Origin of the sequence: Polycladomyces zharkentensis, assembly GCF_016938855.1 — a bacterium.
In the GTDB taxonomy this organism is placed as follows: domain Bacteria; phylum Bacillota; class Bacilli; order Thermoactinomycetales; family JIR-001; genus Polycladomyces; species Polycladomyces zharkentensis.
In genome coordinates this window covers 17,813-35,563 of record NZ_JAFHAP010000013.1, presented here as the reverse complement: position 1 = coordinate 35,563, position 17,751 = coordinate 17,813, and the positions used below count along the sequence as shown (strand labels likewise).

The following is a 17,751-nucleotide window of genomic DNA, read 5'->3' as shown; positions in this document are numbered from 1 at the left end:
CTTTCTTGTCTATGTGTATGGGCATGAGTGGGGGAGAATGTCCAACCGCTTTCATTCTCCGCCTTTTCGCAATACAATGTGGATGACTGGGAATCATACATGTGTGATTTCAAAGGGGGAAAACGGGTGACGCTCAGGGGATACGCGAAAGATCGCGAACAGCATGTCTACCCGTTGGTGGGACTGACTTGCGCCGATTGCGCGGCCAAGTTTGAAGAAAAAGTTCGTCAAGCCGAGGGAGTGATCGATGCCCGCGTTCATCTGGCCACATCCCGGCTGGTGGTGACGGGGCGCAAGCTGAGCATCGAGGAAGTGGAACGGTTGGGAGCCTTTGACGACATCCGGGTCGCCCGGAGGGAAGAGACTGTCGGATTGGGACGGTTCCGCTGGCGCGATCCATTGTTGCTCACAAGCGCCATCGCTTTGGTGCTTCTTTTGCTGGCCGAACTGGCTGAGTGGCTGTTGTTTCCTACGGCGGTCGCCATCGGCTTGTTTGCCGCGGCCACGATATTGGGAGGATGGAACCACTTTCGCCGCGGTATGGTGGCATTGCTGCGGCTGGATTTCAATATGAATGCGTTGATGACCATAGCGGTGGCGGGAGCATGGGCCATCGGCTATTGGGCGGAAGCGGCGGTAGTGGCCTTTTTGTTCGGTGTCAGCGGTTGGTTGGAACGAACCGTGATGGAATCCGCGCGCGCATCGATCAGATCATTGATGGATTGGGCGCCGAAAACGGCGACGGTACGCCGGGAAGGGGAGGAACAATCGGTTTCGGCAGAAGAGTTGAAGGTGGGGGACGTGCTGATCGTCCGTCCCGGAGAGAAAATCGCCGCCGACGGCGAAGTGGTCAAAGGGAGCACGGCTGTCAATCAGGCGGCGATCACCGGGGAGTCCCTGCCGGTGGAAAAATCGCCGGGAGATGAGGTGTTCGCGGGATCGCTCAATCATTCCGGGGCGATCGAGGTGCGGGTGACGCGGCGGGCGGAAGAGACCACCATTGCCAAAATCGTGGCCCTGGTCGGGGAAGCAGAGGAGCAGCGTGCACCGGCACAGGCGTTTGTCGATCGGTTTGCCCGTGTCTATACCCCCATCGTGTTGGCTTTGGCTTTTGCCATCGCCGTCATCCCGCCGTTGGCACTGGGAGCGGCGTGGAAGCCCTGGGTGTACGAAGCGTTGGCATTGCTGATCGTGGCTTGTCCCTGTGCCCTCGTCGTCTCTACACCGGTCGCCGTCGTGACGGCCGTCGGCAACGCGGCTCGACACGGTGTGCTGATCAAAGGGGGCGTGCACCTGGAGAAGGCGGGCACACTTCAAACGATAGCCTTCGATAAAACCGGCACGCTGACCCGCGGCGAACCCGTGGTGACGGACATCATCCCCCTGCAGGATCAGAGTGAAGCGCAGGTATTGGTACTGGCGGCGGGAATTGAGCGGTTGTCCGAACATCCGCTGGCGCTGGCCATCGTTCGGAAAGCGAAGGAAAAACGGGTTCCGGTGGCACATGTGGATCACTTTCAATCCGTACCCGGACGAGGAGCGAAAGCCTACATTGCCGGGACCCCCTATTGGATCGGCAGTCCGCGTTGGATGGGAGAAGAAGGATTTGATTTCGGTCCCTGGGAGGAGACGATTCACCGTTTGCAGGATGAAGGGAAAACGGTCGTCGCTTTGGGGAGGGATCGGGAAGCGTTGGCGATCATCGCGCTCGCTGATGAATTGCGGGATAATGCCGTTCATGTGATTCGTGCGTTGAAACAGCTCGGTATCCGCCGTACGGTGCTGTTGACCGGAGATCATGCCGCGGCGGCGCGATCCGTGGCCCGTCAAACCGGTGTGGATGAAACGTGTGCCGAGTTGCTGCCGGAAGATAAAGTGCGTCAAGTCCGCCGATATACTGAGGAGGGCGGACCGGTCGGAATGGTGGGCGACGGGATCAATGATGCTCCGGCGCTGGCAACCGCCGATGTGGGAATCGCCATGGGCGGGGCAGGTACCGACGTGGCGCTGGAAACGGCGGATATCGTCCTGATGGCCGATGATTTGAGCAAACTGCCGTTTACTGTTCGGATGAGCCGGGCGGCTCTTCGCGTCATCCGGCAAAATATCGCGTTTGCCGTCGGGATCAAGGTGTTGGCCTTTTTGCTGGCGATACCGGGGTGGTTGACCTTGTGGCTGGCGATCGGAGCCGATATGGGTGCCACGATTTTGGTGATGTTGAACGGTATGCGTTTATTGAAAGAAAAACCGGATATGGAAATGAGGAGGGACGAATCATGAGCATTCGCAAAGTGCTGACCATCGCCGGATCGGACAGCAGCGGAGGAGCGGGTATTCAAGCCGATCTGAAAACGTTTCAGGAACGGGGCGTCTACGGTATGACCGCGTTGACGACGATCGTGGCGATGGACCCGGACAACGGATGGGCACATCAGGTGTTTCCTGTTGACTTGGAAACGTTGAAAGCGCAGTTGAAGACGATCGTTGAGGGTATCGGTGTCGACGCGATGAAAACCGGGATGCTGGGCTCCGTGGAGATCATCGAGCTGGCGGCGGAGACGATTGACCGTTATCAATTGAACAATGTGGTGATTGACCCCGTCATGGTCTGCAAGGGAACGGACGAGGTGCTTCATCCGGAAACGGCCGTCGCCTTGCGCGAGGTGTTGGTGCCCCGAGCGACCGTGGTGACGCCCAACCTGTTTGAAGCATGGCAGTTGAGCGGACACGGCCCGATCCGCACGGTGGAAGACATGAAAGCAGCCGCCAAGAAAATCCACGAGTTGGGCGCGAAATACGTGCTCGTCAAAGGTGGCGGCAAGTTGGAACACGAAAAGGCGGTCGATGTTTTGTACGACGGAGAAACGTTCGACATCCTGGAAGGCGACCGTATCGACACCACGTACACCCACGGAGCCGGTTGCACGTATTCGGCGGCGATCACCGCCGAGCTGGCCAAAGGCGCTTCCGTTCCGGAAGCGGTCCGCACGGCCAAAGCGTTTATCACCGAAGCGATTCGCCACGGCTTCCCGCTCAACCAATACGTGGGTCCCACCCTGCACGCAGCGTATCGCTTGTACGGGAAACAAGCGGTGCAACAATGATGGATGGAAGGAAACCGGTCCGCTTCTGCAAGCGGATCGGTTTTTTGCATTTGGGGAAAAGTTGATGTGGCTTCATGATCAGGAGACTGGAAAGCCCATATCAGTTCAACGATACGATTAGACACACCGGGGTACATAAATTCTGGGGTAGAAAAAGGAAGGGGGCTTTGGCATGATCAAATGGATCCCAACCCAAGAATCGATCTCAGACAATGAGATTGCTCAGGCCGAGAAACAAATCGGCGTCAAACTGCCGGAGGACTTTATCGCGTTTTATAAGCACCATGAAGCTCCGGCGAATGATCACGTGTTTATAGATGTCAATGGAGAACCTTGTGATTTGGATGGGTTTTATTCACTGCACTTGATGGTGGATGAGGTTCAAGCGTTGTTGGAAGAAGAGGCGAATTTGAAAAATATCGGGATCATTGTTCCTTTCGCTTACGATACCATCGGCAGTCAGTATTGCTTCTTCTACGCGAAAGGAAAGAAAGAGCCGGAAGGAGTCTATTTTCTTCATACCGATCAATCTCTTTCCGAAATATGGGTGGGGAACCATATCAAGCAGTCATTGTGGATCGGGAAAACGTTTCGTGAGTTCTTGAATCGGTTGTATGTGCGTGATGATTTCTAGGGGGTATGTTGTACGCCCGAGAATACTGCTTTTCCGGCTCGCTCCACCTGCGCCCTGCAGGGAAGCAGATGATGACCGCTCCGACCCGGTCAGCGCAGGACGCGGGCAAAGTACGCTTCGCTTTGAGGAAATTGCCCGCGATTTCAATCCTGCGCTTCACGAGTCTTCACTCGGACGGGGCTTGGTCAGTCGCTCGCCTGGGAATACATTGTTCCCTCACAGATTGACCAGAGTCACTCGACGGGAAATTCGGACACGCTTTCCGAAAAGGCCCTTTGGCCAGTCTTTAAAAGCCTGATGACGGCATCCGAACCCCTCATCATTCCTCCGGCAAAATCCGCTCCAGCTCCCGCATGATCTCCATCATCGGTACGGTTTCGTCATAAACGCCGGCGATGGTGCCGTCAGGCTTGATCAACACCGTGGCGGGGACCGAGGTGATGCCGAACGCGTCGTAAACCCGTGTGCCGTCGTCTTTCAGCACGGGGAAGGTATACCCGTGCTCCCGCAGGAATGCCGGTACGGACTCCGGGCGGGCTTCCCTTCCGGTGACGTTGATGGACAAAAACGTAAACCGGGGATGGCGGACGGAGCGGTACAACACCTCTTTTTGCGGGAGGTCCTGTTGACACGCTCCGCACCATGTCACCCAAAACGACAGCCAGACGGCATGACCGCGGAATTGTCGCAAACAAACGGTGTTCACTCCGTCAATGGTGGGCAGGCAGAAGTCGGGTGCCGGACGGTTGTTCACGAATCATCCCCTCCTCACAGGCGGATCAGGATCAAACCGACAAACAAAGAGACGAGGGAGCAGGTTTGCAAGAGCGACAACCGTTCCCGGAAGATCAGGATGGACAAAATGGCGACAATCAGGCTGTTGGTGGCAAACATCGGGGCTACGATGCTGGCGGGGCCGTCGATCAGGGCAACGGAGTACAATTGCATGCCCAAAAACGAAAAAATGCCGGACAACAACCCCCAAAACAGTCCCGTCCTTGCTGCCTTGCGCGTTTCCGCGTTCTCGAACCGCGATTGCCGGAGCACCTCCACCACAAACCAGATCAGGCCGAGCACGTATCCGTAAAACAACACCGGTGTGCCGGGTATGTGCATTTCCTGCGTCACTTTCAGTCCGCCGTTACGGAATGAGAACAGCAGGGTGGCCGTCAACACCAGCGCATACCAACGCGGGTTGCGGATGGCCAGTTTTTCGTTGCGGTCAATGGGAATGAGCAGAATGGCCAACACCAACAGGGTTACCCCGGCGGTTTCAAACCAAGACAATCTTTCTCCGTAGACGATCACGGAGAAAAGGATGATCAGCAAGATATTGGTGTTCACAAACGGGGTAGTCAAACTGGCGGGCCCGTGATCCAACGCCTTCATGAACAGCACGTTGCCCAGGGCCGATCCCAGGCCGAGCAGAAGGCCGCCCACCAGTGTCGGTACATCTGCCCGGAATGTCTCTTCGCTCCACATCCATAGAAAAAAGCCCAATGTCCCGGTCAGATACAGGCCCAGGAGCAGATAGGCGACGGAACCGCGTCGAGCGGCACTCACTTTCATAAAGAATCCGGCCAATCCGAACGTGAGCGAACTGAGCGCGGCAATCGCAAACCATGCCATGACACTTCGATCCTTTCATTCCTGTCATTCAACGACTGAAATTACATTAACACAAAATCGGCAGACTCACCAGATCAGAGATCTGCCTGTTTTTGCGTTGGAATATACAAAATCGACTGTATGATTTTCAGCCGGCGGAGGCACTTTACGAGGAGGAGGGAGGGACGGATCATGAACCGCAACATGGAAGGCAATCGCGATGTGCCGAAACATATCGACGCTGTTGAGCAGATGGTGGAATCAACGCCGGATTCGAAAAAGGTGGATGAATTGCGCCGACAACAGCCGCAGCGACAGATTCCGCCATCCCGATGACAGCGGAGTACGTTGTCGGATGGAAACCGACACCGGGGCGTAAGACGGAGAGCGTGAGCAAACAAGATGACATCGACCATATGGATGAGCCTTGAATAAGGTTCCAGACGTTTCTATATGGGGGCAAGTCCGACCAATGATGTATGGAAGGCCTCTTTCCCCGGGGAGTGACTTCACTGCATGGGGAACGAATCGGGGAAAGGGTTCCCGAAGACACACGTCCTCAAATGGGAAATCACGCAATTTCACAACCTGCACCGCTCAAAGGCGGTGTTTTTTCGTGCCGTTTGACCAATCTGTCACGGAACGGATGCCGTGTACGGAAGTGGTTCATGGTACAATAAGGATAGGACATCCGGGGACAAGCGGATGGCGGCCTTTCAATCTACTTTCATCGTCGGAATCCGTTTGTCCATGATCACCGGAGGGAAAAAGATGGCGGATACGGACACACAATGGCTTCAACTGAAACAGTGAGCGGAAGCAACGACGAAACACCTGTTGCCCAATCATACATTCCGTCAGAACGACGATTCCAACACCCGATTGCCGGTGGCAGTCACCTGCATGGGGTGGGAACAAAAGAAGTTTGGCAGGCAGCACCGGAACAATACGTTGCAGTGACTAGGGCGTGTCTGGTCATTCCGTAAGGGAGCAATGTTTTCCCGGACGAGCGACTGACCAAGCCCTGACTGAGCGAAGGCTCGGGAAGCGCAGGTTTGAAATCGCGGGCCATTTCCTCAAAGCAAAGCGTACTTTGCCCGCGACTTGCGCTGACCGGGTCGGAGCGGTCATCATCTGCTTCCCTGCAGGGCGCAGGTGAGCGAGCCGGGAAAGCAATGTGGACAACACCAGACACACTCCTCTGACGTCTGACTGATTGACTCGAATCAATGAAAGCATGAAGGAGGAAAAAAGATGACGGTGCAAACGTTGACCCCGATCGCATTGAAAGAATGGGCGGTCGCAGTGGAAGCCCTGGCGGAAGGAAAGCAGATTTTGCTCATGCGCAAAGGGGGCATTCATGAGGAAACCCGTCATTTCCAAGTGGAAGCGGATGCGTTCTTCCTTTACCCCACATATGAACACCAGCAGGAACAAGCCGATCTGGTCAAACCGGAATTTCAGGACAGGCTGCAAGAAACGATGAAAGAGTGGAACCCGGAAGCCAAGACCAACACCGTCAAATACTTTGCCCGTCTGGCTGAAGACATCGAAATCTTGGACGAAGAGACACTGCATCGTTTGTCGTCGTTCCATATTTGGGTGCCCGATTTTGCCGTGAAACGGTTGAAGTGGAAACGGAAACAACCGTTGCATTTGCTTTTGGTGCGCACCTATCGGTTGAAGCGCCCGTTGGAAGTGCCGATTCTGGAGGAGTATCTGGGTTGCCGTTCGTGGATTCGCTTGCCGGAAGAACTGATCCGGGAGACGTCGGCGGCGGAGCCGGTATTGTCCGATGCCGAATTTGAGCAGCAAGTGCGGGCGATCAAGCAGTCACTGGGTCGTGCGTGATATGGCCGGCAGGGTTGTGTGAAGTGCTGTCTGCCACTTGTGGTACAGGGCGTTCCATTTTCCCGCGAACAATCTTTGGAGCTACGCGATACAGGATGAAAGAGGGGAATGATCATCCTGATCTGATAATCAATGGTTTTACGTGGATGGTCTTGATCAACCTGGGAGAATGTGTTGAGCCAATCACGGGAAAGGAGACGGATGATGCGCGCGATTCTCGTGAAGGAACCCGGTGGCGTGGAACAACTGTATTTGGGGGAATATCCGACTCCCGAGCCCAAACCGGACGAGCTGCTGGTACGAGTGAAAGCGACGGCCCTCAACCGGGCGGATATTTTGCAGCGGCGCGGCCATTACCCGCCGCCGCCGGGGGCCAGCCCCATTTTGGGCTTGGAAATGGCGGGGATCGTGGAAAAGACAGGGACGCAATGCACACAGTTTCGCGAAGGAGACCGGGTGTTCGGATTGCTTCCCGGGGGTGGGTATGCCGAGTATGCCGTCATCCCCGAATCGTTGGCCATGCCGATTCCCGATCACTTGGATTTCACGGAGGCGGCGGCCATCGCCGAAGTGTTTCTCACCGCCTATCAGGCGATGTTTTGGTTGGCTGAACTCAAAGCGGGTCAGTACGTCCTGATTCACGCAGGGGCCAGCGGCGTGGGCACGGCTGCGATTCAACTGGCCAAAGAGGCCGGTTTCGTCCCGATCGTCACCGCCGGGACGGAGGAAAAACTGTCGTTCTGCCGGGAGCTGGGAGCGGTCGCGGCGTTCAACTACAAGGAAGGACCTTTTGCCCCCAAAGTGATGGAAGCGACTGACGGTGCAGGCGTGCATGCCGTCCTTGATTTTGTCGGTGCGCCATATTGGCATCAAAATGTGGAATGTCTGACGACGGACGGACGGCTCGTCCTCATCAGCGCATTGGGCGGGGTCAAGGTGGTCGAGGTGAATCTGGCGCCGTTGTTGGCCAAACGAATTCACGTGATCGGCACCACCTTGCGTGCCAGGAGTGTGGTGTACAAAGCCCGGTTGGTCCGCGATTTCACTCAATTCGCATGGAAACGGTTGGCCGATGGGCGGTTGCGGCCGATCATCGATCGTGTGTGGCCATGGACCCAAGTGCGTGAAGCGCACCGATACATGGAAGAGAACCGGAATATCGGAAAAATCGTGTTGCGGGTAGAGTGATGGAGGATTTTATGCATGTCCGTCCCGTGAAGGGCAAATGCTAGCATTGTCAAGCAAATCACATTATGCCCGAAAGGACGGATATGGATGGACCATTCCCTCATTCACGACGCCCTGCAGGAATACAAGGAAGGGTTGGGCGAACTGGAGCGTCATCTGCCGGAAGTGGCTCGCCACTATCATGCATTCACCCATGCATGTTTTACCGACGGCGAGCTTCCGAGTCAGGTCAAACATCTGATCGGTCTGGCGCTGGGTGTTCTCACCAATGATGAGTATTGCATCTTGTATCACACGAAAGGAGCGGTGGACCAAGGCGCCAGCGATATGCAGGTCATGGAGGCTGCAGCGGTGTCCGCCGCTTTCGGTGGAGGTTCCGCCATGGCTCAGGCGGTGACGTTGGTGCAGGATGCGTTGCAGGCGTTTAAAGGTCACACTCATTGACCGGGGAGGGGATCTCCCCCTCTTTTTTATTGCCGACTTGCGTTAAGATAAAAAGAGGAAATTAGCGCTGTGCCATTACATAGTAAATCTGTAAAGCATGCCTGAATATTCCAGCTGTAAAGGATCAGGGCGTATCTGGTAAATCTGTGAGGAAACCAATGCTTCCCGGTAATCGAAGACCTGTGCCTGACCGAGCGAAGACCCGGAAACGCATGAAATCGCGGGCGACTTCCTCTAAGCGAAGCAACTTTGCCCGCGTCCGGCGTTCCGGGTCAAGCGGCCATCACCTGCTCCTTGCAGGAAGCAGGTGAAGCGAGCCGGGAAAGCAATTGGACAGTATTCACCGGGCGCTCTGGAGACACATGGAGAGCATCGGATGAGATGAAGGATGGGAAATCAGCGAGAAGGGTGATGACATGGGCAAACAAAGATATGAATTGAAATGGGATTTGGATTGCTTTTTTCCAGGGGGGAGTGCGTCTCCTCAGTTTGAACATTTCGTCAGCGACCTGTCGCGGCGAATGGATGAACTGAAACGGGATATCATGAAACTGGCCAAACTCAATCCGGCGAACCCGGATCGTTGGCACGAGACATTGACCCGTGCGCAGGAAGCCACCAGTCGGTTGTATCAAGCGAACGCTTTTGTCAGTTGTCTGACCGCTCAGGATGTGAAGGATGAAAAGGCGAAATTGTGGCGGGGGCGACTGACGCAATTGGGGGCCGCTTACCGGGCCGCGATGACGGCGATGGACGACGCGCTCTTGAACGTGCCGGATTCCGATTGGACCGTATTGTTGCAAGATGAACGACTTCAGCCGATCGCCTTTTTCCTGGAAGAACGGCGTCAGCATGCCAAGGAGAGACTTTCTCCCGAGATGGAAACCTTGGCGGGAGATTTGTCCGTTGACGGATACCATGCTTGGGGGCAACTGTACAACACTGTCGTCGGCAGGATGCAGATTCCCCTGGAGGAGAAAGGGAAAACCGTTCATCTCTCCGTCGGGCAGGCATCCAACCGGTTGTCCCACCCCGATCGTCGTGTGCGCCAATCCACTTTTGCCGCGCTGGAGAAAGCATGGTCTCAGGAGGCGGAGCTGTGTGCCGCATCACTCAACCATTTGGCGGGATATCGCTTGAATCTGTACCGGCACCGGGGGTGGAATTCGGTGTTGAAAGAGCCGCTGGACGACAACCGGATGTCGGCCGAAACCTTGGAGACGATGTGGCAAGTGATCGAAAAAAACAAACCCCGCCTGATTTATTACATGGACCGGAAAGCGTTGTTGCTGGGAGTGGACGCTCTCAGCTGGTACGATTTGAGTGCTCCCCTTCCGGGCGAGGAAAAACAAATCCCGTATGATGAGGCCGCCGATTTCATCACGGAACAGTTCGGACACTTCGATCCGGAGATGGCGAAGTTTGCCCGTCATGCGTTTGAAAACCGTTGGATTGAGGCGGAAGACCGTCCCGGAAAACGACCCGGCGGTTTTTGCACCAGCTTCAAACTTTCCCGCCAATCCAGGATTTTCATGACCTATGCAGGGACGGCCAGCAATGTTTCCACCCTGGCGCACGAACTGGGTCATGCGTACCATCAGTATGTGATGAACGACCTGCCCGAGTTTGCCCAGCAATATGCGATGAACGTGGCGGAAACGGCATCGACGTTCGCGGAGCTGATCGTCACGGACGCCGCGATTCGCCATGCCTCTTCGGACAAGGAAAAATTGAAACTGGTAGAAGACAAATTGCAACGAGCGGTGGCCTTTTTCATGGATATTCACGCCCGTTTCCTGTTTGAAACGCGGTTTTATGAACGGCGCAAACAGGGGCCGGTCAGCGTGGAGGAATTGAACGCGCTTATGTTGCAGGCGCAAAAGGACGGTTTCCATCACGCACTCAATGTCTACCATCCGTATATGTGGGCGTCCAAACTGCACTTTTACATCACCGGTGCACCGTTTTACAATTTCCCGTACACCTTCGGCTACCTGTTCAGTACGGGTATTTACGCCCGCGCACTGGCGGAGGGGCCGTCGTTCGCCCGGAAATACGTGGCGTTGTTGCGTGATACGGGACGCATGACGGTGGAAGATCTTGCGAGGAAACACCTCGGCGTCGATTTGACGCAACCCGAATTTTGGCAGTCGGCGGTGGATACGGTGTTGGAAGATGTTGACCTGTTTTTGGAACTGACGGAGACCAAGTGAGTGGATGACGCTTCGGTGCATCGAAGCTGAACAAAAGCGGGGAGAACGGTGTCCATTCGGCATCTTCCTTCAGAAAAACAGCAGATGGCTGATCGGCTATGTGATCCTTACGAGGATCAGAAGGGATCATCTCTTGCACTGTAAGCCGGGAGATTTTCTCGACCGGAAACGCCGGCCAGAGATTGGTCACCGAAGCAATACAGTTGGTTGTCTGTTATGCCTTCACAGAGAAAGGGCTTCACCGGATCGAGGCGGGAGTGATGCCGCGCAACATTGCTTCCATTCGAGTGCCGGAGAAGGCGGGTTTGATCCGGGAGGGGAGGGGCCGGAAGAATCCGAAGATCCATAGCCCCTGGGAAGACCGTGTGTGATGGGTTCTCTGCCGGATGAGGAGTACCTTGCGGCTGCGGAAAAATTGATATTTGAAAATCGGGTTACGTGCTCCGTTGCCATTCCCGGCGCGGAGTTTTTTCTTTTTCCGGTGAGAAACCGCCGACTCTCCGACGTATCAAGGGTGACACAGAAATCAGCAGATGGGAGTGCAGGACATGTCAGATGATCTGACCCTGGTACGGCAGGTTCTCGTCGGAGACCTGGATGCGTTTGATACGCTGGTTCTCCGCTACAAGGACCGCGTGTACCGCCTCATGCTCCGGATGATCGGAAATCCGGAAGACGCCAAGGATTTGACGCAGGAAGTGTTCATCAAGGTGTATCGGAACCTTCAGCGGTTTGATTCTTCACGCCGCTTTTCCACCTGGTTGTATCGGATCGCCTTCAACCGCTGCTTGGATGAACTCCGGAAGCGCGACAGAATGGGCGCTGTCCCGACCGACGGGGAGCCGCCCGGGAACGAGAGCGCCGAAAGTATCGTTCTGAAACGGGAGGAATACCGGTCGCTTATGAACCGGATCGATGACTTGCCGGAACATTACCGGAGGGTATTTCTGCTGAAGTATTTGGATGATTTGAGTTATGCGGAAATTGCTCACGTGCTGGGCATTACGGTGGATGACGTGAAAAACCGCCTCTACCGGGCGAGAAAGAAACTCAGAGAACAGGAAACGCTCAGGAAAGCGGGGAATGGAGCATGAAATGTCCCGATCTGAATGTGTTGTTCGCGTATCTGGACGGTGAACTGGCACCGGAGGAGAGGAGCCGAATGGCGTCCCATCTGTTGAAGTGCCCGGCGTGCCGATCTTTGCTTGACAAGTGGAAAGATGAGGATCAGCAGTTCCGGGAGGTTTTGGCCGAACCGTCCTTGTCGGACTCCTTTGTGTCGGAAGTACGGAAGGAAGTGGAGAAGATTGCTGGGAAGTCCGCCCGTGACGCCGTATCGGAAAAGTCGGGGGCAGGCAAATCCGGATTCAAGTGGATGAGGCGAACCGTCGCGGTTTTTGTTTTCCTGATGCTGGGAGTCGGAATCACCGCTTGGGCTTCACCTACGTTTGCGGAATATTTGACGGCCACTTTCCGGGATTTCGGTTTACTCCCAGAAGTTATCAAGAAAAATGAATACCGCAACGGCTACAGCGTGACGGACAAGGGATATACGTTGCGGGTCACGGAAGTGTTGGCCAATACCAATGAGGTGTATTTCATCTACCAGGTGGAGAAGGACGGCAAAATCCTGGATGTGCGCGACATCGGCAAAGACCGTTATGATCTGGCCATTCGTTCCCAATTGTTTGATGCACAGGGAAAATGGATCAATACCGGGGAGTCTCTAAGCCCTTCTAAGGATTGGCGGTCGGGAATGGTCCGGTTAACGGGCTTCAACCAACCGAAAAATTCCCGGATTACCTTGGTCGTCAAGGCCAAGTCGATTCAGGGCGTTCAAGGAAATTGGGAGTTGAAAATCCCGTTGGATCTCAGTAAAGCCCGTGTGCAAAAATTCAAGCCCGATGAGCAAAGTGTGACCCCCGACGGAAAGTTTGCGTTCACACTTAAGGAAGTGACTTACACACCTACCAGTGCGCAGATTGTTGCCGGCGTGCGACTGAATGGACAAGAAGCAGTCAGGCACAAAGAACGGCGCCCGGAACTCCACATTGCGTACCAGATCGTGGATCAAAGCGGCAAGGTGATCTCCGGCACGCACCATGAGGAAAAATGGGTCATGCGTTATCAGGTCTCTCCCAGAGGCGGCGGTGGAGAGGAATACAATTTCGGTCCCCTTCCGAAAAAACCGTTGTATTTGCTGTTTGATACCGTTTATTTGGCTGAACTGACCGATAAAACGTATGAATTCATTCCGGGCCGGGAGCAGACGATCCGGCTAAGCCGCGCCGCCTACACACTCAACAACGCGAGATTGGGCAAATCAACCGCCACCTTGCCGGAAACGCCGAACCATCTGCTGATCGACTTGACCCAAACCTCCGTGGTGAAAAAGGAGGATACTCTCCTCATCGCCAAAGAGAATTTGTGGCTGGTGTATGATGAGTCTGGGAAGGAGTATTCGGGATTTGTCCTCAACGATAACGGACGCTGGGTGCTGGAAGTTCCGGACCTTTACCGAATCCCCGAAAAGCTGAGAATCCGACCATACGATGTCACAGTGTACAAGTACCAGGTGAAAATTCCGCTGCCGGAACAGAAATAAACGGTCAAATCAATCAAAATGCTCCTCCATTATCCTCTTTTTATAAGGAGTGAGCGGAAAACCCAAACCTTCAGAGTCGGGATGATCGTGAGCGAAAACTTGTGAAAACAGGTATAGCCATCGTGTATGGATGCGGGTTGTCACGGAAGTTCACGGCGGTCAAAGGGAATCCTCCGGTGCATGATTTGAAGTATGAAACAAGAATCACTTTTCTCAGATCCCTGTTGACGATAGCGAATCCTTCTTCGTACGGCCGGATGACGCGGACGCAAAACAGGAGCGGGGATGAGCGGCAAGCGAAGGTGACCGGGCCGGGGGGGGGGTGCAGACTCCCCTGTTGTGAGGGTGGCAGACTCATCCCGGGGCGTGTCTGGTCATTCCATAAGGAAAGGCAATGCATTCCCGGATGAGCGACTTTCTCAAGCCCGACCGAACGGAGAACCGGAAAAGCGAAACTTCACCCGGCCGGATAGCGGCCGGGCTTTTTCATGCTAAAATAGGATTGGTATGAGATAGAGGAACATGAATCAAACGCATTTTCATTTTGGAGGTTTCTATGAAACGATTCGCTCATTCGTTCGGTTGGATTGCGGTCGTGCTGATGATGATCATGACAGTCGCCTGCAATCGGGGAGAAAATGATGCACATCCACAACAGGTGGAAATCTCGGTACTGGCGGCCGCCAGTCTGACCGATGCGATGAAAGAAATCAAGTCCCGATATGAGTCCACACATCCCGGCGTCCATCTTGTTACCAGTTTTGCGTCTTCCGGCAAGTTGAAACAACAGATCGAACAGGGTGCTCCTGCGGATCTGTTCCTCTCTGCCGGAGCGAAAGAGATGGATGCGTTGGTTCGGGCAGGGATCGTCGATCCGCGTGATCGTTCCGATTTGCTCAGTAATGAATTGGTTTTGATCGTGCCCAAGAATTCCCGCTTGAAAGTGAGCGGGTTTTCCGATTTACCATCCCCCCATGTCAAAACCATTGCCATCGGGCAACCCGAAACGGTACCGGCCGGTCAATACGCGAAACAAGCATTGGAAAACATGAATCTGTGGAAAAAAGTGCAATCCAAGTTGGTATTCGCAGGTGATGTTCGCCAAGTGCTCGCTTATGTAAAAACGGGAAATGTCGATGCGGGAATCGTGTATCGGTCGGATATCCGATCTGCCCATGACGTAGAAACAGTTGCTGTGGCTGATCCGAAAACGCATCAACCGATCGTGTATCCGGTCGGTGTGATCAAAGCGACTCCGCACGCCAAACAAACGCGGGATTTCTACAAATGGTTGCGCGGCCCCGAAGCGATGAAAATCTTTCAAAAATACGGATTTGAAAAGGCGCATCATCCGGCATGATGAATCAGGATTTCTGGTCACCCATTTGGTTGTCTCTGGAAGTGAACGGGGTTGCCAGCATTCTCGTGTTTGTTCCGGCTCTTTTGGCCGCATGGTGGATGAAGGGGCGCTCTTTCTATGGAAAAAGCGCGGTTGAGACCTTGTTGATTCTGCCCCTGGTCCTCCCGCCCACGGTGGTCGGTTTTGGACTGCTGATCCTGATGGGGCGAAACAGTTGGATTGGACAGGCGGTAGAGCGGTTGTTTCATCAGCCCGTACTGTTTACTTGGTGGGCGGCCGTGATCGCTGCGGTGGTGGTGGCTTTTCCCCTGGTATATCAGACGCTGAAAAACGGTTTTGAGTCGGTGGATCGGGAATTGGAAGATGCGGCCCGATCGATGGGAGCCGGGGAATGGCAAGTCTTCCGATATATCACGCTCCCGTTGTCGTGGCGATCGCTTTTGACGGGATATGTGCTCGGATTTGCACGAGGGATGGGAGAGTTTGGCGCGACCCTGATGGTCGCCGGAAACATTCCGGGAAAAACGCAAACCATACCAACCGCCATTTATATTGCCGTAGAATCGGGTGACACGCGGTTGGCCGCTTGCTGGGTAGCATCGACGGTGTTGATTTCTTTTGCATTGTTGGCCATTGTCCAATGGGTGAAAATACGCTCCTGAATCAAAAAAAAGGCAGGATCACCAATGACCCTGCCTGAATCGGGAACGGGGAGTCTTGCCGGGAAAGCGTAAAGATGCAAAGCATCTCAAACCGCGATGACAGATCACCCGGGGTTGCGAATCGGCTCCAGCCGTTTCCGTTCTTCCTCCGTGAATGGGCGGGAACGGATGAGGAAGCGCACACCCAACGGGATTTCCAGGGAGAATGAGGCACCCCTGCCGGGTGTGACATCCACCGTGAGTTGCGTATGCTGCCAGTATTCGAATTGGGAACGGGACATGTAGAATTCACAACCGTCGATTTCTCCGAGCAACACATCGCTGGAACCGACCCGGAATTCCCCTTTGCGAAAACACATCGGGGAGGAACCGTCACAACAACCGCCGCTCTGGTGAAACATCAGCTCGCCGTGTTCTTCGCGCAATCTCCGAATGACACGCCTGGCTTCGTCAGTGACCAGCACCCGTTTGACCCTTTCCATCCGCGTCATCTCCGGGATCAGAAGAATCCCATCGGATTCTTGTCGTAGGAGATCAGGACGTTTTTGGTTTGTTGGTAGTGTTCCAGCATCATTTTATGCGTTTCCCGCCCGATACCGGATTGTTTGTACCCACCGAAGGCGGCGTGTGCCGGATACAGGTGGTAGCAGTTGACCCATACGCGGCCGGCTTCAATCTTCCGGGCGATTTGATAGGCCTGATGCACATCGCGCGTCCAGAGGCCGGCACCCAGTCCGTACAAGGTGTCATTGGCGATTTCCAGCAGTTCCGCTTCGTCCTTGAATGTGGTGACGGAGACGACCGGTCCGAAGATCTCCTCCTGGAAGATGCGCATTTTGTTGTGGCCTTCAAAGACGGTCGGTTCGATGTAGAAGCCGTTCGGGTAGCGTTCGTTTTGATACGGTTTGCCGCCGGTGAGACATTTGGCGCCTTCTTCCTTGCCGAGCGCGATGTAACTCAGGATTTTCTCATATTGGTCATTGGAGGCTTGCGCACCCATCATGGTGTTGGGATCGAGCGGGTCGCCCATTTTGATCTTTTTCACCCGTTCCAATGCCCGTTCCATGAATGCGTCGTAGATTGACTCTTGGATCAGCGCACGGGACGGGCAGGTGCAGACTTCTCCCTGATTGAGGGCAAACATGGTAAAGCCCTCCAGTGCCTTGTCCAGGAATTCGTCATCGGCTTTCATCACGTTTTCGGTGAAGATGTTCGGCGATTTGCCCCCCAGTTCCAGCGTGACCGGCGTGATGTTTTCGGAGGCGTACTGCATGATGAGGCGGCCGGTGGTCGTTTCGCCCGTAAAGGCCACTTTGCCGACGCGGGGGGACGTAGCGAGCGGTTGTCCCGCTTCCGGACCGAAACCGTTGACCACGTTGACCACACCCGGCGGGAGCAAATCAGCGATCAATTCCATGAGAAGCAGGATGGTAACCGGTGTTTGCTCCGCCGGTTTCAGCACCACACAGTTGCCGGCGGCCAGAGCGGGAGCCAGTTTCCACGCCGCCATCAGGAGCGGGAAGTTCCAAGGGATGATTTGTCCCACGACGCCGATCGGTTCTTTGATATGAAGCGATACCGTTTTGGCGTCGATCTCGGACATGCTGCCCTCTTCACCGCGAATCACGCCGGCGAAATAGCGGAAATGGTCGATGGCCAACGGCAGGTCGGCATTCAGCGTTTCGCGGATCGGCTTCCCGTTGTCCCAGGTTTCGGACAAGGCCAGCTTCTCCAGATTCTCCTCCATACGGTCGGCGATTTTCAGCAGGATATTGCTGCGTTCGGTAACAGAGGTGTTCGCCCATTTTTCCTTGGCGGCGTGTGCTTTGTCCAGCGCGTACTCGATATCTTCTTTTCGGGATCGGGGAACACGGGTAAACACTTGGCCGTCGACAGGAGAGATGTTGTCAAAATACTCTCCGCCCATCGGCGGTACCCATTCTCCGCCGATGAAGTTTTCGTACTGCGGCCGATAATGGAGCAAGCTCCCCTCCGTATTGGGCTTCTTGTAGCCGGACAACGTGATGCTCATCCTTTTCAGCCTCCTCGCAAAATCGTTTGATAGCGCTTCCGCTTTTCAGG

17 protein-coding genes are annotated in these 17,751 nt (G+C 54.8%); 13 read left to right on the top strand and 4 right to left on the bottom strand.

The window, feature by feature from the left end:
• Nucleotides 1-126 precede the first annotated feature (126 nt).
• From JQC72_RS13510 to JQC72_RS13500, 3 genes are all read left to right on the top strand, one after another.
• A complete protein-coding gene (locus tag JQC72_RS13510; RefSeq protein WP_335342472.1) occupies nucleotides 127-2,280 on the top strand; it encodes a heavy metal translocating P-type ATPase in 2,154 nt (717 codons plus the stop codon).
• Nucleotides 2,277-3,104: a pyridoxine/pyridoxal/pyridoxamine kinase gene (gene pdxK, locus JQC72_RS13505; RefSeq protein WP_205496558.1), complete on the top strand. Its 828-nt coding sequence runs from the start codon at nucleotides 2,277-2,279 to the stop codon at nucleotides 3,102-3,104. Before JQC72_RS13510 ends, pdxK begins: the two co-directional genes overlap by 4 nt.
• A gap of 172 nt (nucleotides 3,105-3,276) precedes the next feature.
• On the top strand, nucleotides 3,277-3,738 hold the full coding sequence (locus JQC72_RS13500; RefSeq protein WP_205496557.1) for an SMI1/KNR4 family protein: 462 nt from the start codon (nucleotides 3,277-3,279) through the stop codon (nucleotides 3,736-3,738).
• Between the two features lie 319 nt (nucleotides 3,739-4,057).
• Here the strand turns inward: JQC72_RS13500 and JQC72_RS13495 are convergent, their stop codons facing one another.
• Nucleotides 4,058-4,492: a TlpA family protein disulfide reductase gene (locus JQC72_RS13495; protein ID WP_205496556.1), complete on the bottom strand. Its 435-nt coding sequence runs from the start codon at nucleotides 4,490-4,492 to the stop codon at nucleotides 4,058-4,060.
• 14 nt (nucleotides 4,493-4,506) lie between these two features.
• A complete protein-coding gene (locus tag JQC72_RS13490) occupies nucleotides 4,507-5,367 on the bottom strand; it encodes an EamA family transporter (RefSeq protein WP_205496555.1) in 861 nt (286 codons plus the stop codon).
• A gap of 171 nt (nucleotides 5,368-5,538) precedes the next feature.
• Between JQC72_RS13490 and JQC72_RS13485 the strand changes: the two genes are divergently transcribed.
• The 10 genes from JQC72_RS13485 (at nucleotide 5,539) to modB (ending at nucleotide 15,669) form a co-directional block, all read left to right on the top strand.
• A complete protein-coding gene (locus tag JQC72_RS13485) occupies nucleotides 5,539-5,682 on the top strand; it encodes a hypothetical protein (protein WP_205496554.1) in 144 nt (47 codons plus the stop codon).
• Nucleotides 5,683-6,600: 918 nt separating this feature from the next.
• Nucleotides 6,601-7,197, top strand: a complete 597-nt coding sequence (locus JQC72_RS13480) for a DUF1802 family protein (protein ID WP_205496553.1) — start codon at nucleotides 6,601-6,603, stop codon at nucleotides 7,195-7,197.
• 204 nt (nucleotides 7,198-7,401) lie between these two features.
• Nucleotides 7,402-8,385, top strand: coding sequence for an NAD(P)H-quinone oxidoreductase (locus tag JQC72_RS13475; protein WP_205496551.1), 984 nt, complete (start codon nucleotides 7,402-7,404; stop codon nucleotides 8,383-8,385).
• Between the two features lie 87 nt (nucleotides 8,386-8,472).
• Nucleotides 8,473-8,829 (top strand): carboxymuconolactone decarboxylase family protein, encoded by a 357-nt coding sequence (locus JQC72_RS13470; protein ID WP_205496549.1) that lies wholly within the window; start codon nucleotides 8,473-8,475, stop codon nucleotides 8,827-8,829.
• A 416-nt stretch (nucleotides 8,830-9,245) separates the two neighbouring features.
• Complete coding sequence (locus JQC72_RS13465) at nucleotides 9,246-11,042, top strand: M3 family oligoendopeptidase (RefSeq protein WP_205496547.1); 1,797 nt, start codon at nucleotides 9,246-9,248, stop codon at nucleotides 11,040-11,042.
• A gap of 182 nt (nucleotides 11,043-11,224) precedes the next feature.
• Nucleotides 11,225-11,413, top strand: a complete 189-nt coding sequence (locus JQC72_RS16620) for a GNAT family N-acetyltransferase (RefSeq protein WP_335342471.1) — start codon at nucleotides 11,225-11,227, stop codon at nucleotides 11,411-11,413.
• Nucleotides 11,414-11,590: 177 nt separating this feature from the next.
• A complete protein-coding gene (locus JQC72_RS13455) occupies nucleotides 11,591-12,136 on the top strand; it encodes an RNA polymerase sigma factor (protein ID WP_205496545.1) in 546 nt (181 codons plus the stop codon).
• On the top strand, nucleotides 12,133-13,647 hold the full coding sequence (locus JQC72_RS13450; protein ID WP_205496677.1) for a DUF4179 domain-containing protein: 1,515 nt from the start codon (nucleotides 12,133-12,135) through the stop codon (nucleotides 13,645-13,647). Before JQC72_RS13455 ends, JQC72_RS13450 begins: the two co-directional genes overlap by 4 nt.
• Before the next feature lie 556 nt (nucleotides 13,648-14,203).
• Nucleotides 14,204-15,007: a molybdate ABC transporter substrate-binding protein gene (gene modA, locus JQC72_RS13445; protein WP_205496543.1), complete on the top strand. Its 804-nt coding sequence runs from the start codon at nucleotides 14,204-14,206 to the stop codon at nucleotides 15,005-15,007.
• Nucleotides 15,004-15,669, top strand: a complete 666-nt coding sequence (modB, locus tag JQC72_RS13440; RefSeq protein WP_205496541.1) for a molybdate ABC transporter permease subunit — start codon at nucleotides 15,004-15,006, stop codon at nucleotides 15,667-15,669. Before modA ends, modB begins: the two co-directional genes overlap by 4 nt.
• 104 nt (nucleotides 15,670-15,773) lie before the next feature.
• On the opposite strand, the gene JQC72_RS13435 is transcribed toward modB, so the two are convergent.
• The gene (locus JQC72_RS13435; protein WP_205496539.1) at nucleotides 15,774-16,151 is read right to left on the bottom strand and encodes a DUF779 domain-containing protein; all 378 of its coding nucleotides are present in this window, start codon (nucleotides 16,149-16,151) and stop codon (nucleotides 15,774-15,776) included.
• Between the two features lie 17 nt (nucleotides 16,152-16,168).
• Nucleotides 16,169-17,701, bottom strand: coding sequence for an acetaldehyde dehydrogenase ExaC (exaC, locus tag JQC72_RS13430; protein WP_205496538.1), 1,533 nt, complete (start codon nucleotides 17,699-17,701; stop codon nucleotides 16,169-16,171).
• Nucleotides 17,702-17,751: the final 50 nt, after the last annotated feature.